This is a genomic window from Leisingera sp. ABD4_442, from assembly GCF_056160905.1.
In genome coordinates, this window is record NZ_JBSWYB010000005.1 from 139993 (window position 1) to 160812 (window position 20820).

General features: G+C 64.3%; 22 protein-coding genes and 1 riboswitch. Of the genes, 13 read left to right on the top strand and 9 right to left on the bottom strand.

From position 1 onward, the window contains the following. Positions 1–18 precede the first annotated feature (18 nt). Positions 19–110: riboswitch (TPP riboswitch) on the bottom strand. Positions 111–342: 232 nt separating this feature from the next. Together aroC and ACXAHG_RS06500 are read left to right on the top strand one after the other, a co-directional pair. Next, complete coding sequence (aroC, locus tag ACXAHG_RS06495; RefSeq protein ID WP_475040039.1) at positions 343–1443, top strand: chorismate synthase; 1101 nt, start codon at positions 343–345, stop codon at positions 1441–1443. A gap of 86 nt (positions 1444–1529) precedes the next feature. Further along, positions 1530–2684 carry an AAA family ATPase gene (locus tag ACXAHG_RS06500; protein ID WP_475056460.1) on the top strand — a complete coding sequence of 385 codons (1155 nt, stop codon included), beginning with the start codon at positions 1530–1532 and terminating at the stop codon, positions 2682–2684. Positions 2685–2687: 3 nt separating this feature from the next. Here ACXAHG_RS06500 and ACXAHG_RS06505 read toward each other — a convergent pair whose 3' ends face one another. Further along, positions 2688–3104, bottom strand: a complete 417-nt coding sequence (locus ACXAHG_RS06505) for a MerR family transcriptional regulator (RefSeq protein WP_475056462.1) — start codon at positions 3102–3104, stop codon at positions 2688–2690. Between the two features lie 73 nt (positions 3105–3177). On the opposite strand from ACXAHG_RS06505, the gene ACXAHG_RS06510 reads away from it, so the two are divergent. Continuing rightward, positions 3178–3810 carry a cation efflux transmembrane domain-containing protein gene (locus ACXAHG_RS06510; protein WP_475056463.1) on the top strand — a complete coding sequence of 211 codons (633 nt, stop codon included), beginning with the start codon at positions 3178–3180 and terminating at the stop codon, positions 3808–3810. 94 nt (positions 3811–3904) lie between these two features. Here ACXAHG_RS06510 and ACXAHG_RS06515 read toward each other — a convergent pair whose 3' ends face one another. After that, a complete protein-coding gene (locus ACXAHG_RS06515) occupies positions 3905–5407 on the bottom strand; it encodes a malonate--CoA ligase (RefSeq protein WP_475056507.1) in 1503 nt (500 codons plus the stop codon). Between the two features lie 94 nt (positions 5408–5501). Between ACXAHG_RS06515 and ACXAHG_RS06520 the strand changes: the two genes are divergently transcribed. After that, positions 5502–6437, top strand: coding sequence for a DMT family transporter (locus ACXAHG_RS06520; protein WP_475056465.1), 936 nt, complete (start codon positions 5502–5504; stop codon positions 6435–6437). A gap of 102 nt (positions 6438–6539) precedes the next feature. Here the strand turns inward: ACXAHG_RS06520 and ACXAHG_RS06525 are convergent, their stop codons facing one another. Beyond that, the gene (locus ACXAHG_RS06525; protein WP_475056467.1) at positions 6540–7244 is read right to left on the bottom strand and encodes an SDR family oxidoreductase; all 705 of its coding nucleotides are present in this window, start codon (positions 7242–7244) and stop codon (positions 6540–6542) included. 96 nt (positions 7245–7340) lie between these two features. On the opposite strand from ACXAHG_RS06525, the gene ACXAHG_RS06530 reads away from it, so the two are divergent. Continuing rightward, entirely contained in the window at positions 7341–8177 is an 837-nt protein-coding gene (locus ACXAHG_RS06530) for a LysR substrate-binding domain-containing protein (protein ID WP_475056469.1), read from the top strand. A gap of 3 nt (positions 8178–8180) precedes the next feature. Here ACXAHG_RS06530 and ACXAHG_RS06535 read toward each other — a convergent pair whose 3' ends face one another. The 3 genes from ACXAHG_RS06535 to ACXAHG_RS06545 all read right to left on the bottom strand — a co-directional run bounded on the left by ACXAHG_RS06535 (position 8181) and on the right by ACXAHG_RS06545 (position 10047). Beyond that, the gene (locus tag ACXAHG_RS06535) at positions 8181–8552 is read right to left on the bottom strand and encodes an SPW repeat domain-containing protein (protein WP_475056470.1); all 372 of its coding nucleotides are present in this window, start codon (positions 8550–8552) and stop codon (positions 8181–8183) included. Between the two features lie 142 nt (positions 8553–8694). Then, positions 8695–9654 (bottom strand): AraC family transcriptional regulator, encoded by a 960-nt coding sequence (locus ACXAHG_RS06540; RefSeq protein WP_475040048.1) that lies wholly within the window; start codon positions 9652–9654, stop codon positions 8695–8697. A gap of 78 nt (positions 9655–9732) precedes the next feature. After that, positions 9733–10047, bottom strand: a complete 315-nt coding sequence (locus tag ACXAHG_RS06545; protein WP_082020690.1) for a DUF1330 domain-containing protein — start codon at positions 10045–10047, stop codon at positions 9733–9735. Between the two features lie 321 nt (positions 10048–10368). Between ACXAHG_RS06545 and ACXAHG_RS06550 the strand changes: the two genes are divergently transcribed. Next, positions 10369–11457, top strand: a complete 1089-nt coding sequence (locus ACXAHG_RS06550) for a calcium-binding protein (RefSeq protein ID WP_475040049.1) — start codon at positions 10369–10371, stop codon at positions 11455–11457. 89 nt (positions 11458–11546) lie between these two features. On the opposite strand, the gene ACXAHG_RS06555 is transcribed toward ACXAHG_RS06550, so the two are convergent. After that, positions 11547–12413 (bottom strand): branched-chain amino acid aminotransferase, encoded by an 867-nt coding sequence (locus ACXAHG_RS06555; RefSeq protein ID WP_475056471.1) that lies wholly within the window; start codon positions 12411–12413, stop codon positions 11547–11549. A 161-nt stretch (positions 12414–12574) separates the two neighbouring features. On the opposite strand from ACXAHG_RS06555, the gene ACXAHG_RS06560 reads away from it, so the two are divergent. The 6 genes from ACXAHG_RS06560 to dxs all read left to right on the top strand — a co-directional run bounded on the left by ACXAHG_RS06560 (position 12575) and on the right by dxs (position 18110). Continuing rightward, positions 12575–13087, top strand: a complete 513-nt coding sequence (locus ACXAHG_RS06560; protein WP_475040051.1) for a MarR family winged helix-turn-helix transcriptional regulator — start codon at positions 12575–12577, stop codon at positions 13085–13087. Beyond that, entirely contained in the window at positions 13084–13785 is a 702-nt protein-coding gene (locus ACXAHG_RS06565; protein WP_475040052.1) for a response regulator, read from the top strand. The genes ACXAHG_RS06560 and ACXAHG_RS06565 overlap by 4 nt, the downstream gene beginning before the upstream one ends. 285 nt (positions 13786–14070) lie before the next feature. Then, the gene (locus ACXAHG_RS06570) at positions 14071–14997 is read left to right on the top strand and encodes a histone deacetylase family protein (protein ID WP_475040053.1); all 927 of its coding nucleotides are present in this window, start codon (positions 14071–14073) and stop codon (positions 14995–14997) included. Beyond that, positions 14994–15236, top strand: a complete 243-nt coding sequence (locus tag ACXAHG_RS06575) for an exodeoxyribonuclease VII small subunit (protein ID WP_019297546.1) — start codon at positions 14994–14996, stop codon at positions 15234–15236. The genes ACXAHG_RS06570 and ACXAHG_RS06575 overlap by 4 nt, the downstream gene beginning before the upstream one ends. A 3-nt stretch (positions 15237–15239) precedes the next feature. After that, complete coding sequence (locus tag ACXAHG_RS06580) at positions 15240–16139, top strand: polyprenyl synthetase family protein (RefSeq protein WP_475056472.1); 900 nt, start codon at positions 15240–15242, stop codon at positions 16137–16139. 42 nt (positions 16140–16181) lie between these two features. Beyond that, positions 16182–18110, top strand: a complete 1929-nt coding sequence (gene dxs, locus ACXAHG_RS06585) for a 1-deoxy-D-xylulose-5-phosphate synthase (protein ID WP_475056473.1) — start codon at positions 16182–16184, stop codon at positions 18108–18110. A gap of 51 nt (positions 18111–18161) precedes the next feature. Here the strand turns inward: dxs and ACXAHG_RS06590 are convergent, their stop codons facing one another. Then, entirely contained in the window at positions 18162–19031 is an 870-nt protein-coding gene (locus tag ACXAHG_RS06590) for an SDR family oxidoreductase (RefSeq protein ID WP_475056475.1), read from the bottom strand. Between the two features lie 74 nt (positions 19032–19105). On the opposite strand from ACXAHG_RS06590, the gene ACXAHG_RS06595 reads away from it, so the two are divergent. Next, the gene (locus tag ACXAHG_RS06595) at positions 19106–19741 is read left to right on the top strand and encodes a class I SAM-dependent DNA methyltransferase (RefSeq protein ID WP_475056477.1); all 636 of its coding nucleotides are present in this window, start codon (positions 19106–19108) and stop codon (positions 19739–19741) included. Positions 19742–20017: 276 nt separating this feature from the next. Here ACXAHG_RS06595 and ACXAHG_RS06600 read toward each other — a convergent pair whose 3' ends face one another. Next, a complete protein-coding gene (locus tag ACXAHG_RS06600) occupies positions 20018–20803 on the bottom strand; it encodes a carnitinyl-CoA dehydratase (protein WP_475040058.1) in 786 nt (261 codons plus the stop codon). Positions 20804–20820 lie beyond the last annotated feature (17 nt).

Below are 20820 nucleotides of genomic sequence, written 5' to 3' on the forward strand. Positions count from 1 at the left end.
CGGCTTTGGGCAAGGGTGGAGGCTGTCCAGTACCTTCCCTCCGCCGGTGTGATCCGGTTCAGGTTCAACGGGTGTCATCTCAGCGCCTGCGCGCACCCCGAGGTGGCGCGAACATTATGCCCCAGCCGCAGCAAAGACAAGCCAAAGCCCCGTCAGGACCTACGGTCCATGCAAACTGGACCGCTGCCCGCGCCGATCCCGTGTTCTTCTGGCAGAAAATATCCCGGGGGAGCCGCCCCAGGCGGCGGGGGCAGCGCCCCCTCTCGCCTTTGCCGCAGAGGAATCCGCTTGAGGCACAGGCCCCTGCCCGCTAAGCACGTCCCGCAAAGGAGACCGCGCCTCATGTCGATGAACAGCTTTGGACACCTCTTCCGCGTCACCACCTGGGGCGAAAGCCACGGGCCTGCGCTTGGCGCCACCGTCGACGGCTGCCCGCCGAACGTGCCGCTGGCGCCGGAAATGCTGCAGCAGTGGCTCGACAAGCGCCGTCCCGGCCAGAACAAGAACACCACCCAGCGCAATGAGCCGGACGCGGTCAAGATCCTGTCCGGCGTGTTCGACGGCATGACCACCGGCACGCCCGTACAGCTGATGATCGAGAACACCGACCAGCGGTCCAAGGATTACGGCGAGATTTCCCAGACCTTCCGCCCGGGCCACGCCGACATCACCTATTTCCAGAAATACGGCAACCGCGATTACCGCGGCGGCGGCCGCTCCTCCGCACGCGAGACCGCGGCGCGGGTGGCGGCCGGCGGTGTTGCACGTGAAGCAATCAAGGCGCTGGCGCCCGGGCTGGAGATCAAGGGCTACATGACCCGAATGGGCGAGCTGGAGATCGACCGCAGCCGGTTCGACTGGGACGCAATTGAGAAGAATGATTTCTGGATCCCCGACGCAGGCGCAGTGCAGGAATGGGAAGACTACCTGCAAGCCCTGCGCAAGGCGCATGACTCGGTCGGGGCAGTTGTTGAAGTTGTCGCGCGCAATGTCCCCGCAGGCATCGGCGCGCCGGTCTATGGCAAGCTGGACACCGACCTGGCCGCCGCGATGATGTCGATCAACGCTGTAAAAGGCGTGGAAATTGGCGAAGGCATGAATGCCGCGCGCCTCAAGGGCTCGGAAAACGCCGATGAGATCTTCATGGGCGAAAACGGACCCGAGTATTCCTCCAACCACGCCGGCGGCATCCTCGGCGGCATTTCCACCGGGCAGGATGTTGTGGTGCGCTTTGCGGTAAAGCCAACCTCCTCGATCCTCACTCCGCGCCAGTCGATCCGCAAGGACGGCTCCGCGACCGAGGTGATCACCAAGGGCCGCCACGACCCCTGCGTCGGCATCCGCGCGGTGCCAGTGGCAGAGGCGATGATGGCCTGCGTGATCCTGGACCACCTGCTGCTGCACCGCGGCCAGATCGGCGAAAACCAGGGCCATATCGGCTGAACAGTTGATGCCTGACGGGACCTGTTGCGAAGCGCTGCAAAACCAAGCAGGTTTTGCACAGCGCTTTTCACATCCGGTCCTTCGCCATGCTGATTACCCTGGCCATCTCCGGCTACCGCTCGATCCGCGATGCAACCCTGCCGCTGGAGCAGCTCACCGTGGTGAGCGGCGCCAACGGGGCAGGCAAATCCTCGCTCTACCGTTCGCTGCGGCTGCTGGCGGAGGTGGCCCAGGGCAGGGCCATCGCTTCACTGGCAGGTGAGGGCGGGCTGGAGTCGACACTGTGGGCCGGCCCGGAACACATCAGCGCCCGCATGAAGCGCGGCGAAGTTCCCGTTGAGGGCACTCGGCGCAAGGGAGCTGTGGCTCTAAAGCTGGGGTTTTCGGCAGAAGACTACGGATATGCGGTCGACCTTGGCCTGCCCGCGCCGGTGCCGCGGACGATGTTCGGCAACGATCCCGAAATCAAATCCGAAGCGCTTTGGGTCGGCGAAAGCCTGGGCCGCGCCAACAGCATTGCCGAGCGCCGCGGCGCGGTTGTGACGGGCCGGGACGGCAGCGGCCGGCGGGTGGAGCTGTCGCGCGACCTGCGTCCCTTTGACAGCATGATGACCCATGCCGCCGATCCGGTGCAGGCGCCGGAAATGCTGTCATTGCGCGAACGGATGCGTGGCTGGCGCTTCTATGACAGCCTGCGCACCGACCGGGACTCGCCCGCCCGCCGCCCCGCCGTCGGCAGCCGCACCCCGGCTTTGGCGGGGGACGGTGCGGATCTGGCTGCGGCGATTGCCACCCTGCGGGAAATCGGCGACGGGCCGGGTTTTGACGCAGCCATCGAAGATGCCTTCCCGGGCGCCAGCGTCGATGTCTCGCTTCAGGGCGGGCTGTTTGCGGTGGAGATGCAGCAGCACGGGCTCTTGCGGCCTTTGTCGGCGGCGGAGCTGTCGGACGGCACCCTGCGCTATGTGCTCTTGGCCACCGCGCTGCTGACCCCGCGCCCGCCCGAGCTGATGGTGCTGAACGAACCCGAAACCAGCCTGCACCCGGAGCTGATCGCGCCCTTGGCGCGGCTGATCAAACGCGCCAGCCGGGACAGCCAGATCATCGTGGTGTCCCACAACAGCCATCTGGCGCAGGAACTGGAGGACACCGGGGCATTGTCCGTGATCTTGCAAAAGGAATTCGGAGAGACCCGGATTGAGGATCTGGAGCCGCCGCGCTGGAGCTGGCCGAAGCGGTAGCGTTCAGATGTGATCGCCTGCGCATTGGCTGTGGTCGCCCAGGGCTGTCAGCACCTTGCAGCAGCCCCCGTGCCCGCCGTCGCAGAGATGGCTGATCCGCTCCAGCTCGGACGCCAGCTGCTCCAGCTTGCGGATCCGGTCCCGGACATTGGCCAGCTGGCTGCGGGCAATCCGGTCAGCCTCGGCGCAATCCTCGCCCAAGTGCCCGTCGAGCGCCATCAGCGATCTGATGTCCTCCAGCGGGAAGCCGAGGTCGCGGGCGTGTTTGATGAAACCCAATGCATCCATGCCGTCCTGCCCGTAGCGGCGCTGGTTGCCGGCATTGCGGCCCGGTTGCGGCAGCAGGCCGATTTCCTCGTAATAGCGGATGGTGGGCACCTTGACGCCGGTGGCCTTGGACAGCTGGCCGATGGAAAACACGGTAAGAACCTCTTGAAGCTCTAGTGACTAGAGCACCTACATTGATCTCGAATCAGGAATGAGGACAAGAGCAATGGCAGGCTGCTGCAATCACAAAGCCCGGTTCGACGGGGTATCAGCGGACTACAAACGCAGGCTTTGGCTGGTGATCGCCATCAACGCCGGCATGTTTGCGGTGGAAATGGGGGCGGGCCAGCTGTCCGGCAGCCAGGCGCTGAAGGCAGACGCCCTGGATTTTCTGGGCGATGCGCTGACCTATGGTATTTCACTGGCGGTGATCGGCGCCAGCTTGCGCACCCGGGCGCTGGCCGCCTTGGGCAAGGGGATCAGCCTGCTCTTGATGGGCGCCTGGGTGTTCGGCTCCACTATCTATCAGGTGTTTTACGTTGGCGTGCCGCAGGCGCAGATCATGGGAGTGATCGGCTTCATGGCGCTGGCGGCCAATCTGATCTCGGTCATGCTGCTGGCGCGTTACAAGGACGGCGACGCCAATGTGCGTTCGGTCTGGCTGTGCTCGCGCAATGATGCGATCGGCAATGTGGCGGTGATGATCGCGGCGCTGGGTGTCTGGGGCACCGCCACCGGCTGGCCGGACCTCATTGTGGCCGGCATCATGGGCGGGCTGTTCCTCAGCTCTGCGTTCCAGATCCTGGTGCACGCGGTGCGGGAATGGCGCGAGGAAGAGGCGCATGCCCACGCTCACTAACCCGCCTGCGCCGCTATGCGGCGCGGGCAGCGCCCGTCCCGCCCCCCACGGGGTGGGCGCTACACGCCCTCCCCGCCGGGCCGGACGCTGCCCCTCAAGCAAACAGCCCCGCGTATTCCTCGCGCAGGGCTTTCTTCTGCACCTTGCCCATGGTGTTGCGCGGCAGGGCGTCCAGAAGGATGATCTCCTTGGGCTGCTTGAACTTGGCCAATTGCCCCGACAGCGCCGCCGTGATCGCCTCAACGCTGGTGCCGTCACCTTCCGGCACCACCACCGCAACCACCCCCTCGCCGAAATCCGCATGCGGCACGCCGATCACCGCGCTTTCCAGAACCCCGGGCAGATCGTCGATCAGGCTTTCGATCTCCTTGGGATAAACGTTGAAACCGCCGGTGATCACCAGATCCTTCTCGCGCCCGACAATGGTGACATAGCCATCCGCGTCGATCTTGGCCATGTCGCCGGTGATGAACCAGCCATCGGCCTGCAGTTCCTCCGCCGTCTTCTCCGGCATCTGCCAGTAGCCCTGGAAAACATTGGCCCCGCGCACCTCCAGCACGCCGATCTCTCCAGCAGACACCTCTGCACCGTCCTGCATCACCCGTGCCTCAACCCCTGGCAGCGGGAAGCCGACGGTACCGGCCCGGCGCTCGCCATCGTAAGGGTTCGAGGTGCTCATATTGGTTTCGGTCATCCCGTAGCGTTCCAGGATGCGGTGGCCCGTGCGCGCTTCCCATTGCTCATGCGTATCCACCAGCAAGGGCGCAGAACCAGAGATAAACAGGCGCATATTCGCCGCACGCTCCCGGGTCAGGCGCGCGTCCGCCAGCAGGCGGGTATAGAAGGTCGGCACCCCCATCAGCGCAGTGGCATTGGGCATCGCGTCCAGAATGGCATCGGCATCAAACCCCGGCAGGAACACCACCTGAGCACCTGCAAACAGCGCCACATTGGTCGCCACAAAGAGGCCATGGGTGTGGAAGATCGGCAGCGCGTGGATCAGCACGTCCTCCGCCGTGAACCGCCAGTATTCCCGCAGCATCAGCGAGTTGGAGGCGAGGTTATCGTGGCTCAGCATCGCCCCTTTGGACCGCCCGGTGGTGCCCGAGGTGTAAAGGATCGCAGCCAGGTCACCGGGCTCCCGGGCAACTGCCGCAAACCCGCCCTGCCCGTCCGCCAGATCGCGCAAGCTCCCCTGCCCCTCGGCGTCCAGCGTCAGCACCTGCGCGGCGCCTGCCACGGCGCTGATCTCCTCCAGCCGCGCCGGGTCGCAAACCATCACGCGCGGTGTCGCATCACCGATGAAATAGGCCACCTCCGGCCCGGTGTAGGCAGTGTTCAGCGGCAGGAAGATACCGCCGGCCATGACGGTGCCCAGATACAGCTCAATCGCCTGAATGGTCTTCTGCACCTGCACTGCCACCCGGTCGCCGGGCAGCACGCCCTGCGCAGCCAGCGCTGCGGCCATCCGCTCCGCCCCTGCAAACAGCGCGCCAAAACTCACTGTGCTGCCATCCGGCAGGCGGGCAAAAACATCATCCTCGCGCCCCAGGGACGACTCGCGCAGCTGGCGGATCAGGTGGTTGGCGTCATACATCGGCGGCTCCTTCATCTGGCGGCGCCATTTGCGCGCGGCCAAAGGCTGAAATCAAGCCATTGATCTTTGCGGCGCAGGGGCGCAGGTTCGCGCCATGGCAAAATCCTTAACATCGCATCGGCCTATGCTGGCGATCCTGCTCAAGGTGACCGCAATTGCGCTGTTCACCGCGCTCTCGGGGATCATCAAGGCGACGTCGGAACATGTGCCCGCGGGCGAGGCGGTGTTTTTCCGTTCGTTCTTTGCGATTCCGGTGATCGTGGCCTGGCTAGCGATGCGCGGCGAGCTGCGGCACGGGCTGATCACCCGCAAACCGATGTTTCACGTGTGGCGCGGGCTGGTGGGCACCTCGGCAATGGGGATGACCTTCATGGGGCTGGCGCTGCTGCCGCTGCCCGAGGTCACCGCCATCGGTTATGCCACCCCGATCTTCACCCTGATCCTGGCAGCGCTGTTTCTCGGCGAAAAGATCCGGATGGTCCGGATTTCAGCCGTGGCTGTTGGGCTGTTGGGGGTCATGATCATGATCTGGCCGCGCCTGGGCGGGGACCTCGGCGACGGCGCTCTGCTGGGCGTGCTGCTGGTGCTGGCGGCGACAATCGCCCGCGGCTTTGTGCAGATCCACATCCGCCGGATGGTGCAATCCGAACACACAGCGGCGATCGTGTTCTACTTCTCGCTGACCGCCTCGGGCCTGGCGCTGCTGACCGCGCCCTTCGGCTGGGTGATGCCGGATACGCAAACCTCGGCGCTGCTGGTCAGCGCCGGGCTGGTCGGCGGGGTGGCGCAGATCCTGGTCACCTCCTCCTACCGCTTTGCACCCGCCTCGATGCTGGCGCCCTATGACTATGCCTCGATGATCTTTGCCATCGTGATCGGCTATGTCTGGTTCGAGGAATGGCCGACGCTGGTGATGCTGGCAGGCGCGGCCCTGGTGATTGCCGGCAATGCGCTGGTGATCTGGCGCGAGCACCGGCTGGGCCTGCAGCGCGGCAAGGCCAAGCCAATGATCGACCCAAAGGGCGGATAACAGGCTCTGCAAAGGGCTCTTGAGCGGCTGGAGCCCGCCAGGGCGACGCGCCCGCCCTCATTTGAAGGGGCGGGCGCCCCGCCTGCGTCCAGGTGGAACAGGTCAGATGGCGCGGGTCAGGGCACCATCCACACGGATATTCTGCCCGGTGGTATAGGCGGCATCATCCGACGCCAGATAGGCCACCAGCGCGGAGATTTCACGGGCAGTGCCATAGCGGCCCATCGGAATCCGCGCCTTGCGGTCCTCGGTCTCCGGCAGGCTGTCGATGAACCCCGGCAGCACATTGTTCATCCGCACGCCCTGGGCCGCGAATTTGTCGGCAAACAGCTTGGTAAAGCTCGCCAGCCCGGCCCGGAACACGCCGGAGGTCGGAAACAGCGGATCCGGTTCGAACACCGCAAAGGTGGAGATGTTGATGATCGACCCCTTGCCCTGCGCCGCCATGATAGGCGCCACCAGCCGCGCCGGGCGGATCACATTCATCAGGTAGTATTCCATTCCCAAGTGCCAGTCGTCATCGCTGATCTCCAGGATGTCGCCCTTGGGACCGTGGCCTGCCGAGTTGACCAGCACGTCGATCCGGCCCCAGCGCTCCATCGCCTTGTCCACCAGCGCCTGCAGATCAGACTGCTCCAAATTAGAGCCCGTATGGCCCACCCCGCCAAGCTCCTGCGCCAGCGCCTCGCCCTTGCCGGAGGAGGACAGGATCGCAACCTCATACCCCTGTGCGTGAAGGTGGCGGGCGGCATCTGCGCCCATGCCGCTGCCAGCGGCTGTGAAAAGGGCAACTTTGGTCATATCCATACTCCTTTGCTTGGTCTCAGGATGGCGGCTCAAGCCGCTCTTGACCAATCATGTCTCATCGCGCCAGACTGTAGGAAAACTACTGGCTGAGATGCGATGCGCCTGCCCAACCTCAATGCCCTGCGGATGTTCGATGCCGCCGCCCGCCACCTGAATTTCGGCCGCGCTGCGGAGGAGCTGCACCTGACCCAGGGCGCCGTGGCGCAGCAGGTGCGGCGGCTGGAGGCCGATCTGGGCCACAAGCTGTTCCACCGCCATGCCCGCGGCCTGACGCTGACCGACACAGGGCGCAGCTACCACGCCCCGGTCCGGCAGGCGCTGATGCTGATCCGCGATGCAACGGACCAGCTGGCCCCCGCCGTGCAGCGGGTGACGCTGTCGGTGCCGCCCTCCTTTGCCTCGAAATGGCTGGTGCCCCGCCTGCCGGAGTTCGAGGCCCGCCACCCCGATATCGACCTGCGGATCGTGGCAGAGGAAAGCCTGACCGATTTCAAGCGCGACGGCATCGACATCGCCATCCGCCAGGGCGCCAAACCGCAGGAAAGCGGATTGAACTCTGCCCTTCTATCGCTGGTGGATCTGGTAGCAGTGAGCAGGACAGATGCGGCTCTAACAGCGGGAAATCAGCCTGAATTGGCGGATCTTGCGGCGCAAACCCTGATCCAGGACGGGCACCGGCACTGGGACCTGCTGCTGCGGCAGGACGGGCTGACGGCAACAGGGCGGATCCTGCAATTCAACCAGACCGCCTTGGCGATGGATGCGGCAATGAACGGTCAGGGCATTGCGCTGGTGCCGCGGATTTTCCTGGGCGGCCAGCCGCTGGAAATCCTTTGGCAGGCACCGCGCCTGGGAGATCAGGGGTTCTACGTGCTTTGGCCCAGCACACAGGGCCGGGCCAAGGCGGTGGTGGACTGGCTGCTGCGCCAATAGGGATCAGGCCGAGGCCGCCTCTGCCTCTTCCGGCGCGCTGAGCGAGATTACCGCAACAACAGCGGCCCCGTTCAGCCAGTAGAAGGCCGCATCCAGCCCGGCAAAACCAAAGACAAAAGGTGCTGCCAGAAAGGTCAGGCCGACAATCAGATCCACGGTCAGATGCAGCTTGTATGGCAGCACCCGGATCAGGCCGAGGTGATGATCGGTCAGCACCGTCAGCACAAAGGCGGCAATGCCGGTCACCACCGACAGCCACAATGCCAGCGGGTTGCTTTCGCCAAGGCCCAGCAGGAACGGCAGCCCCATCAGGGCGATGGCAACGGGGTAGTCGAGGTAAGCGTGGATGGTGCGGGTGACAAAACGCAGAGACATGGGTCAGGTCCTTGTGATTGAAGCTGTCTTGGCCGCAGCTTTGCGGCTCTGACCCCAATCTGGCCTCTTACCTCTGGACGTTGAATTTCAGATCCTCTGCAAAACAATGCAGATCGTTCAGAACTCCGGCGGCACAGCCTGATCACGCCGCCACATGCTGCTGCCGGTAGGCAGCGGGCGACATGCCCACCTGCTTGCGGAACACGCGCGAGAACGCCGCCTCGGAGGCATAGCCAGCCAGCTCCGCCGCATCGGCCACGTTCATCCCCTGCTCTGTCAGCCCCTGGCAGGCGATCTGCATCCGCCAGGTGGTCAGGTACTGCATCGGCGTCACTTCCATCTTGGCAGTGAATTCCTGCGCAAAAGCGGTGCGCGACATGCCGGCCTCGCGCGCCAGCCCCTCGACGCTCCACTCCTGCGCCGGGGACTGGTGGAACGCAGTCAGCGCGCGGGACAGCCGCGGGTCGGCAAACCCCGCCAGCGCCGAGCCGCTGGGGCTCTGATGCTCCAGATAGGCGCGGATCGCCTGCGCAAACAGCACCTCCGACAGTTTCAGCGCAATCAGGTCGCCGCCGATGCGGGCACCCTGCACCTCCGAGCCGATCATCCGCAGCGTCGCCTCAATCCAGGCGCCGGCCTCCTCGCCGTAGTTCTCGATCACGATAAAGGGCGGCAGCCGGTCGATCAGCATATGCCCGGTGCCGCGCCGCCCCGGCATGGCGGCAAAGGAAAAATGGCCGCAGATCAGCTGGGTATCGCGCCCGGCACCCTCGCCGCCGTAAACCAGCACCCCGCCGCCATCGTATCCGGCCTCCTCCAGCACCTGCTCCAGCGGCAGCGCCTCCAGCGGCTGCACCTCGTTGCACAGCAGCATATGCGCCGCGCCATGCGGGATCAGCACCAGGTCGCCCTGCTTCAGCCGCAGGGTCTCGCCGGTTGCAGGCACATGCACCTTCAGTTCGCCGCGCTGCACGAAATGGAAACGGGCGACGTTTTCGTAAGGCGGCACCTGGATCCCGAACGGCGGGGTAAAGGAGGTGCGGAAGTAAAACGTCCCCTTGAGAGACAACCGGGTGAGAATATCGCTAAGCAGGTCCAACATGCCGCCTATGTTAGGCGTCTGGCGCCCCGCGTCCACGGTTCAGGACGATCTGCAAAGGAATGTGAACGTCCGGGCGCATCAGCGGACCAGCGGCGAACCTTCAGCTTCCACAACGCCAATCTGATAGCTCAGAAACGCCCTTTGGCGGATCTCTTTCAAAGCATGGTACTCAGCACTCTGAAACACTTTATCGACGGCCTCCCGGTCCGGATAGCGGACGATCGTTGCCATTTCCGGCAGTTTTTCACCAACAATTGTGTCCGAAATCTCATAGCCTTGGATAATCTCCGCGCCTGCCTCCTCCAGCAGAGGCCTGGTTGTGCCCAGATACATGCTGAGCGCTTCCAGATCGTCCGGATTTACCGTTGTAAGTGCAAATACGATGACCGCCATATTCCCCCGCGACTTGTTCCCGTTTCCCCGCTTAGCCATGGGAGTTATCAGCCCTCACCCAGAACAGCAAAACCCTCAGGCACCGGGCAGCTCATCCCGATGATGCAGGCCCGTTAACATCCACTATGCTTCCAGCCGCGGCGCAATTAAACAGATTTCACGCCGTCTGCAGGCGCACAGACGGTCAGCCAGCTATCCGTTGGGATAGGCCAATCCGCCTTTCCTGTGAAGGTTTCCAAGCATCACACTGCCAGAGACATCCTTGCGGTGCCCTTCCACCTTGCTTAACTACAGGTTGAAATTTAATTCCGGAGCAACTCTGTGGCAAACGTAACTGCAACCGCCCCTGTCGATCTTCTGGCTCTCAGCGACGACAATTTCTGGTACATGGGCAACCTTTCCAGATGGGCTTCCGGCTCCAGCTATATTGCAGGCGATACTTCCTTCAATGAAATGCTAGGAGGCCAGCGACTGCTGTTTGAAGGAGATTTTAATCGGTATGATTACCGGGCACCCGACGAAACTGCACGGAAGGATCCGGTATATGCGGTGTCTATTCTTGGAGACAACGACAGCAAACTGGTGACGCTGTCGTTTGAACCCGGCAGCCTGAGTGAAGACGATCTGCGGCGGGTTGAGGGTGCCAGCGATCTGGAAGGCTTTGAATTCCTTCTGCACTACGATGATACTTTCGAGCTATTGGACTATGACGACCGGGTCTTGGGGTACTACGGCAACGACTTGATCCGCGGCCGGGGTGGAAACGACACTTTGCTGGGCGACGATGGCAGCGACACTTTGTTCGGCGGGCTTGGAAATGACTCTCTGTCTGGCGGCTACCACAATGATACCCTTTACGGAGGAAATGGGCGGGACACGCTGACCGGTGACTACAGCGACGATGTTCTCTCCGGAGGCAGCGGGCGTGACTTTTTGTTCGGCGGTTATGGCGGCGACCGCCTGTCCGGCGGCAAAGGCTGGGACCGGCTGAAAGGCGAACAGGGCGATGATCTCCTGAACGGCGGCGGCGGAAATGACCGTTTGGCCGGCGGTTTGGGAAATGATCAGCTGAACGGCGGTGCCGGCAGGGACCGGCTTAACGGCGGCTGGGGTCAGGATACGCTGGACGGAGGCGCCGGAAACGACGTGCTGTATGGCGGCAGAATGCCCGACATCTTTGTGTTCTCTGACGGCGGCGGCCAGGACACTATCCGCGACTTTGGCGCCAGAAAAAGCGCGGAAAAAATCGACCTGTCAGGCGTGGCCTCTGTCGATCAGTTTGAAGGGCAGCTTTCCTCCCTGCTGAGCCAGCAGGGGTCAGACGTTCTGATCGATTTCGGAAATGGAGATTCGATCCTGCTGAATAACGTCGAACTGTCCGATCTCGGGGCGGATGACTTTTTGTTCTGAGCCAGCAATAAAGCCCCTGCCGGTGAGCAGGGGCTTCTGTTAACGCCAGCGGTGCAGGATATTCGGGTCCTGACCCTAGCCAGCTGCGCTTAAGCGCGCACCAGCTTCTCGTAGTCCTCGGCGATCTCGCGGGTCAGCGCGCCGACTTCGAACTTGTAGGGGCCGATTTCGCCAACCGGAGTGACCTCGGCCGCGGTGCCGGTCAGCCAGCACTGTTCGAACTCTTCCATCTCTTCCGGCTTGATGCGGCGCTCATGCACAGTGATGCCCTTGTCCTTGAGCATGCCGATCACGGTCTGGCGGGTGATACCATTAAGGAAGCAGTCCGCCAGCGGGGTATGCACCTCGCCATCCTTCACAAAGAAGATGTTGGCGCCGGTGGCCTCGGCCACATAGCCGCGCCAGTCCATGAACAGCGCGTCCGAGCAGCCCTGCGCGGTCGCCTTATGCTTGGAGATGGTGCAGATCATGTAGAGGCCGGCCGCCTTGGCATGAACCGGGATGGTCTCGGGCGAGGGGCGTTTCCACTCGGCAATCGCCAGCTTGGCGCCCTGCATCTTGGCATCGCCGTAATAGGCGCCCCAGCCCCAGACCGCGATCGCCATGCGCACCGGGTTGGCCGCCGAAGCAACGCCCATGTCGTCCCCCGAGCCGCGCCAGACCAGCGCCCGCACATAGGCGTCCTGCAGGCCGGAGGCTTTCAGGGTCTCTTCCTTGGCCGCCTCGATCTGGTCGACGGTATAAGGCATCGGCATGTCCAGCGCCTCGGCCGAAGCAATCAGCCGCTCGGAATGCGCGCGGCTCTTGAAGATCTTGCCGTTATAGGCGCGCTCACCCTCAAACACCGAGGAGGCATAATGCATCGCATGGGTCAGGATATGCACTTTGGCATCCCGCCAGTCGACCAACTCGCCGTCCATCCAGATCACACCGTCGCGGTCATCATAGCCTGCCATACCGCACCCTCCTAAACTCAGCGGAATTTCCATTAATTGCGCCAGATACGGCCGGTCCGGTCATAATCTTGCGCCAAAGCTGCGATTCGATACATCTTCACCCTTGGAATGTCAACAACACTGACATAAACTGCCCGGCAAGACAGATAAGGGGGCACCGAATGCCTGAGGGCCGGACAGGGCAGGGATACGGCGGCGAAAGCCTGCTGTTTCTGACAGATGAACAGCTGCGCCAGGGGATTGAGGCAATGTTCTTTGCCTACCGCGGCTTTACTGCTGATCCGGACCGGATCCTGGCCGAAATGTCCTATGGAAGGGCGCATCACCGGGCAATCCATTTCATCAACCGCTCGCCGGGCACTACGGTGAACAATCTGCTCAGCATCCTGGGCGTGACCAAGCAGTCGCTGAACCGGGTGCTGCGCACGCTGATCGGCGACGGTCTGGTGATCAGCAAGGTGGGTGAGCTGGATAAGCGCGAACGCCACCTGTATCTGACCGATCAGGGTGCCGCCCTGGAGGCCACCCTGTCGGACGCCCAGCGCGCCAGGATGCGTGCCGCCTACAAGGATGCCGGCCCCGAAGCGGTGCAGGGTTTCAAGAAAGTGCTGGAGGCAATGATGGACGCGGACATGCGCCGCGCCTACACCAAGCTGCGGGAAACCGGCGTATGACAATGAACGACGCCCATCTGCTGATCGTGGATGATGACGAGCGCATCCGCGGCCTGTTGAAGAAATTCCTGATGCGTTCCGGCTTTCTTGTCACTGCTGCGCGCGATGCCGCCCATGCCCGGCGGGTGCTGGCGGGGCTGGATTTCGACCTGATCATCATGGATGTGATGATGCCGGGCGAGGATGGCATCTCGCTGACCCAGTCGCTGCGCGAGAGTATGGCCACCCCGATCCTGCTGCTGACCGCCAAGGGCGAGACCGAAGACCGGATCGCAGGACTGGAGGCCGGCGCCGACGATTATCTGCCGAAACCGTTTGAGCCCAAGGAACTCTTGCTGCGCGTGAATGCGATTCTGCGGCGGATGCCAGATACCACGGCCCAGGACAGCGCCCCCAAGGTGCTGCATCTGGGCGCCATCCGCTATGACATAGAGCGCGGCGAGATGTGGCAGGGCGATGAGCTGATCCGCCTCACCGGCACTGAAAGCCAGCTGATGAAGATCTTCTCGGCCCAGCCCGGCGAGCCGGTCTCCCGCACCAAGCTGGTCGAGGATCTGGGCCGCGACCGCGGCCAGGCGCAGGAACGCGCGGTCGACGTGCAGATCACCCGCCTGCGCCGCAAGATCGAGCCGAACCCGAAACAGCCGCAATACCTGCAGACCGTGCGCGGCGCAGGCTACATGCTCGCCCCCGACTAGGACCAGCCCGCCTCTTCTTCTGGCCAAAAATATCCCGGGGGGTGAGGCCCGTCTTGGAAACCGTCCGGGGGACGGTTTCAGGGCCGAACGGGGCAGAGCCCCACTCCGCGAGTGCCGGGGGCAGCGCCCCCTTTTCCTTCCAGCCAAGCGGCACCGGGGCGGTGCACAGGGGGTGTACGGACGGTGTACGCCCGGTGCACGCTTGGCACTCCCCGTTTTTCCTTGCAGCCACACCCTGCCCCCTCCTAGGGTCGCGCCAGAACCCGCCGCAGGAGGAAACCGCCGATGACCACCGCCCTGATCACCCATGCCGACTGCCTGGGCCATGTGACCCCTGACGGCCACCCGGAGCAGGTCGCGCGGCTCGAACACATCCTGCACGCGCTGGAGCCCTTGGACCTGAAGCGGGTGACAGCCCCGATGGCGGCTGAGGACGACATCCTGCGCATCCACCCGGCCGGCTACCTCTCAGACCTGCGCAAGGCTTCCCCCGCTGAGGGCTGGGCACAGATCGACGGCGACACCTTCATGTCCCCCGGCTCGCTGGATGCGGCCTTCCGCGCCGCGGGCGCGGTGGTGCGCGGCGTCGATATGGTCTTAGGCGGCGAGGTGCAGAACGCCTTTGCCGCGGTGCGCCCGCCGGGCCATCACGCGGAAACAGACACGGCTATGGGCTTTTGCCTGTTCGGCAATGCCGCGCTGGCGGCCAAACACGCATTGGACCATCACGGCCTCAGCCGCGTTGCGGTGGTGGATTTCGACGTCCACCACGGCAACGGTACCCAGGATCTTCTGTGGGACGAGCCCCGCGCGCTGGTGGTGACCAGCCAGCAGATGCCGCTCTGGCCCGGCTCCGGCCGCCCGGATGAGGACGGCGCCCATGGCCAGATCCTCAACATGCCGCTGCCGCCGGGTTCGGGCCGGACAGAGATGCAGGCGGCCTATGAAACCCAGGCCTTCCCCCGTATTAGAGCCTTCAAACCGGAGCTGATCATCATCTCCGCGGGCTTTGACGCCCATCAGGACGACCCGCTCGCCAGCCTCAACTGGGCCACCGCCGATTTCGCCTGGATCACCGCCGAACTGTGCAAACTTGCCAGTGAACTCTGCGGGGGCCGTATCGTCTCGACTTTGGAAGGCGGATATGATCTGAACGCGCTGTCCGCGGCAACCCGCGCGCATGTGGAAGAATTAATGAAGGCACCGGCATGACTGAGACCCCCGTAGACCAGATGAGCTTTGAACAGGCCATGCGTGAGCTGGAAGGCGTGGTGGACCAGCTGGAGCGCGGCGACGTGGCGCTGGATGCGTCCATCGCTTTGTACGAACGCGGTGCCGCGCTGAAGAAACGCTGCGAGGACGAGCTGAAGCGCGCCGAGGAAAAGGTGGCTGCCATCACCCTGGACGCAAACGGCACCCCCAAGGGCACCCAGCCGCTGGACGCCGGCTGAGCCATGAGTGCCGCCGCAGACACCCAGTTTTCCCTTGAAACTGCGCGCCCCTTTGCAGAGGCGCTGAAAGACGCGCATGCCCGCATCACCGCGCATATGGAACTGCGGCTGGCGGGCAGCGACGATCTGCACGCGGCGATGCGCTATGCCATCACCGGCGGCAAGATGCTGCGCGGTTTCCTGGTGCTGGAAAGCGCCCGTCTGCACGGCGTGCCGCAAGAGGCCGCGATAGAGGCGGCGCTGGCCATCGAGTGCATCCATGCCTACTCCTTGGTGCATGACGACCTGCCCTGCATGGACGACGACGACCTGCGCCGCGGCCAGCCCACCGTGCACCGGAAATGGGATGAGGCGATGGCAGTGCTGGCAGGCGACAGCCTGCAAACATTTGCCTTTGAATTGCTGGCGGACCCCAAGGTTGGCCCCCATGCGCTGGAGCTGATCCGCGGGCTGGCGCAATCCTCCGGCAAGGACGGCATGGTCTCGGGCCAGATGCTGGACATCGCTGCCGAAACCGCAGCCGCACCGCTGACCTTGGACCAGATCACCAAACTGCAAAGCCGCAAGACCGGCTGCCTTATTGAATGGTCCGCTACCGCCGGTGCTGTGCTGGCAGGCGATGATGCGGCGCCGCTGCGGCAATACGCACGCGCGCTTGGCCTTGCATTCCAGATCGCTGACGACATCTTGGATGTGGAAGGCGATGCCGCCAAGGTCGGCAAGGCCGTGCGCAAGGATGCCGATGCCGGCAAAGCGACCTTTGTCTCGCTCTTGGGACTGGCAGAGGCAAAAGCCCGCGCACAGTCGCTTTGCGAGGATGCCTGTGCCGCGCTGTCACCCTATGGTGAAGACGCCGCAACCTTGAAGGAAGCCGCGCGTTTCGTTATTGCGCGCGACAGCTAACCCCGCGCCACGCCGCTAAAAGGCGCAGCCCAAGGAGACACCATGTCCGACCGGCCCAAGACCCCGCTTCTGGACCAGATCACGCGCCCCGCGGATCTGAAGGGGCTGACGGATGCGCAACTGGTGCAGGTGGCGCAGGAACTGCGGCAGGAAACCATTGCCGCCGTCTCGGTCACCGGCGGCCATCTGGGCGCGGGCCTTGGCGTTGTGGAACTGACCACCGCGCTGCACGCCGTGTTCGACACCCCGCGCGACAAAGTGATCTGGGATGTCTCCCACCAGTGCTACCCGCACAAGATCCTCACGGGGCGCCGCGACCGCATCCGCACCCTGCGGATGAAGGACGGGCTCAGCGGTTTCACCAAACGTTCCGAGTCGCCGTACGACCCCTTCGGCGCGGCCCACAGCTCCACCTCCATCAGCGCAGCACTTGGGTTCGCCGTGGCGCGTGACCTGGGCGGTGTGATCCCCGAGGGCAACGGCGATGCCATCGCGGTGATCGGCGACGGCTCGATGTCCGCAGGCATGGCCTTTGAGGCGATGAACAACGCAGGCCATCTGGGCAAGCGGCTGATTGTGATCCTGAACGACAATGAAATGTCGATCGCCCCGCCCGTGGGTGCGCTGTCCTCCTACCTGTCGCGCCTTTACGCGGGCGAGCCGTTCCAGGAGCTGAAGGCCGCCGCCAAAGGCGCCGTCTCGCTGCTGCCCGAACCCTTCCGCGAAGGCGCCAAGCGCGCCAAGGATATGCTCAAGGGCATGGCGGTAGGCGGCACCATGTTCGAGGCACTTGGCTTCTCTTATCTCGGCCCCATCGACGGCCACGACATGGACCAGCTGCTGCCGGTCCTGCGCACGGTCAAGGCGCGGGCAACCGGCCCGATCCTGATCCACGTCCTCACCAAAAAGGGCAAGGGCTACGCCCCGGCAGAGGCCGCCCGCGACAAGGGCCACGCCACCGCCAAGTTCGACATGGTGACCGGCGAGCAGAAGAAGGCCCCTTCCAACGCCCCCTCCTACACCTCGGTTTTCGGCAATGAACTGGTGAAACTGGCCGCCAAGGACGACAAAATCTGCGCCGTCACCGCAGCAATGCCCGATGGCACCGGCCTCAACCTGATGGCCGAACGCTACCCCTCGCGCACCTTCGATGTCGGCATTGCCGAACAGCACGGCGTCACCTTCGCCGCAGCGCTGGCGGCGGGCGGTATGAAACCCTTCTGCGCGATGTATTCCACCTTCCTGCAGCGCGGTTACGACCAGGTGGTGCACGATGTGGCGATCCAGCGCCTGCCGGTACGCTTTGCCATCGACCGCGCCGGGCTGGTCGGCGCCGATGGCGCCACCCACGCAGGCAGTTTCGACATCGGTTTCATGACCAACCTGCCCGGCATGGTGGTGATGGCCGCCGCCGACGAGGCCGAACTGGTGCACATGGTTGCCACCGCGGCCGCCCATGACGACGGTCCCATTGCCTTCCGCTACCCGCGCGGCGAGGGCGAAGGCGTCGAGATGCCGGAGACCCCGGAAGTGCTGGAAATCGGCAAGGGCCGGATGATCCAGGCGGGCAAGCGCGTGGCGCTCTTGTCCTTCGGCACCCGTTTGGGTGAGGTCCGCAAAGCTGCCGAGGCGCTCTCTGCCAAAGGCATCACGCCCACGATTGCAGACGCCCGTTTTGCCAAGCCGCTGGACCGCGATCTGATCCTGCAACTGGCCGCGGATCACGAGGCGCTGATTACCATCGAAGAGGGTGCCGTGGGCGGTTTCGGCTCCCACGTGGCGCAGCTTCTGGCCGAGGAAGGCGTGTTCGACGGCGGCCTCAAGTACCGCTCCATGGTGCTGCCCGACACCTTCATCGACCAGGCCAGCCCTGCGGATATGTATGAGGTCGCGGCGATGAATGCGCCCCAGATTGAGGCGAAGGTTCTGGAGGTGCTGGATGTCGCTACGATTGGCGAGAAGCGGGCTTAATTTCCGTCATCGTCAGACTGGAGGCCAACTGAACGGGTCCAGTCAACGCATTCACACCCCCGGCGGCTCGGCCGGCGGCACAAAGCTCTCCATATCCTCGGCCTCCAGCACCGCCCGCAGCCCCTCGCGATACGTCGGGTAAAGCAGCTCCACCCCCAGCTCGTCCTTGATCCGGCGGTTTCTGACCCGCTTGTTCTCGCCATAAAAGCTGCGCGCCATCGGCGTCATGCCGGCCTCGTCAAAGGGCACCTCGGCCGGCACCGGCAGGCCGAGCAGCTCTGCCGCATGGCCCAGCACGTCCTGCGGCGGCGCCGGGTCGTTGTCGCAGACGTTGTAGATGGCGCCGGGGCGGGGCTGCGCGATGGAGGCCGCCAGCACCTGGGCGATGTCATCGACATGGATACGGGAAAACACCTGGCCCGGCTTCACGATCCGCCGCGCCCGGCCCACCATCAGCTTGGCAAAGGGTCCGCGGCCAGGGCCGTAGATGCCCGCCAGGCGGAAGATATGCAGCGGCAGGCCGGGAATCGCCTGCCATTGGGCCTCTGCCAGGGCGCGCCAGTCGCCGCGCTGGCTGGAGGGTGAGACAGGCGTGTCTTCGTCCACCCAAGCGCCATCATGATGGCCGTAAACAGCAGTTGTGGAAAGGTAGCCAACCCATTCCAGCCCGGACGCGGCAGCGATCTGATTCCCCAGCGCAGCCAGCACCGGATCCCCTCCGGCATTTGGCCCGATCGAGTTCAGGATATGCGTCACCCCGTCCAGCGGCACGTCCTGCCCGGGCCAGGTGATCATCTCCACGCCATCAACCTCCATTGGCTCACGGGAGGTGCCGATGACACGCCAGCCCTGCGCCAGCAGGCGCGGCGCAAGCGCCCGCGCGGTATAGCCAAATCCAAGACAAAGCAGCGTTTTTCTCATGTCTCTTAGATGCGCCGGCGATGCCCCGGGCGCAAGGGTTGATTCGAATCCCCATCCGCCTTTTGATGGCGCGCATGGACAATCAGAAACCCGGACTTTCAGAGGCCTACGCCCTGCGGACGGCTGCCGATTCCAAGCGGCTGTACGGCGGCTGGGCCAGCACATACGATCAGGATTTCGCTGCCGGGCAGGGCTATTGCCTGCCCGGATCAACCGCCAAGGCTTTTGCCGCCGCCGGAGGGCAGGGCCCGGTTCTGGATGTCGGCGCAGGCACCGGCCTTTGCGGCCAGGCCTTGCGGGCCTTCGGGGTTGAGCCTGTCGACGCCACCGACATCAGCGCCGCCATGCTGGCCGAAGCCCTGCGCAAGGACGCCTACCGCGATGTGATCGAGGCTGACCTGCTGGACGGCATTCCGGTGCCGCGCGGATCCTACAGCGGCGTGGTCTCCTCCGGCACCTTCACCCATGGCCATCTCGGCCCGGAAGTCCTGCCCGCCCTGCTGCGGGTTGCGGCACCCGATGCCTGGTTCGCCCTGTCAGTAAACGCGAAGTTCTACCAGAAGGCAGGATTCCCCGAAACTTTCGACCGGCTGCAGCGCGGGCACTGGATCAAGAACCTGACCCTGCCGCAAGTGCGGATTTACGGTGACCGTGCAACCGGGGATCACAAGGACGACACCGCGCTGATTGCGCTGTTTCAGAAAGTGTGACTCTGTCCCGTCAGTGCCGGGTCAAGGGAGGCGCAGCCTCCGCGCGGCAAGCGCGGCTTGCCCTTGAGGCGGCGATGCCGGGTCATACACCCGAACTGGCTGCTTGAGGAGCAAACCTGCTCCTCAAGAGCTTCTCAGCGGAAAGAAAACGCCGCGCAAAGCGCGGCGCCGGGCCCAACTGAGCAGGGGCATCTGCAGATGTCCCGCGTCTTTCAGCAGCACTTGCGGAGCTACCTGCAGCCTTGGGCCCGGCAGCGCGCCTGGCGGCGCGCTGCGTCAGCGCCCCTTCCAGACCGGATCGCGCTTTTCGGCAAAGGCGCGGGCGCCTTCCAGGTTGTCCTCGGATCCATAAAGCACATCCACGGTGGCCAGCTGGCGCTGGGTGATGCGGTTCATCGCATCCTGGAATTTGCTGTCCTCGGCGTCGCGCACGATCTCCTTGATCGCCGCATAGACCAGCGGCGGGCCGGAGGCCAAGAGGCGCGCCAGCTCCCAGGCGCGGTCCATCAGCTGGTCCGCTGCCACGATCTCATTCACCAGCCCCCAGCGGTTGGCCTCTTCGGCATCAAACCACCGCCCGGTCAGCAAGAGCTCCATGGCGATGTGATAGGGGATGCGCTTGGGCAGCTTCACGCTGGCCGCATCCGCCACGGTACCGGAGCGGATTTCCGGCAGCGCAAAGGTGGCGTGATCGGCGGCGATGATCATATCCGCCGACAGCGCCAGCTCCAGCCCGCCGCCGCAGGCAATACCGTTCACCGCTGCAATCACCGGCTTGTTCATGTCGCGCAGCTCCTGCAACCCGCCGAAGCCGCCAACGCCGTAGTCGCCATCCACCGCATCGCCGTCAGCCGCAGCCTTCAAATCCCAGCCGGGGCAGAAGAACTTCCCGCCGCCGCCGGTCAGGATCGCCACCCGCAATTCCGGGTCGTCCCGGAAATCGCGGAACACTTCGCCCATCACCCGGCTGGTCGCAAGATCGATGGCATTGGCCTTGGGCCGGTCCAGCGTCACTTCCAGAATGGCGCCATCGCGGCGGGTCTTTACGGGGTTATCGCTCATGTCATCTCCTCCTGGCA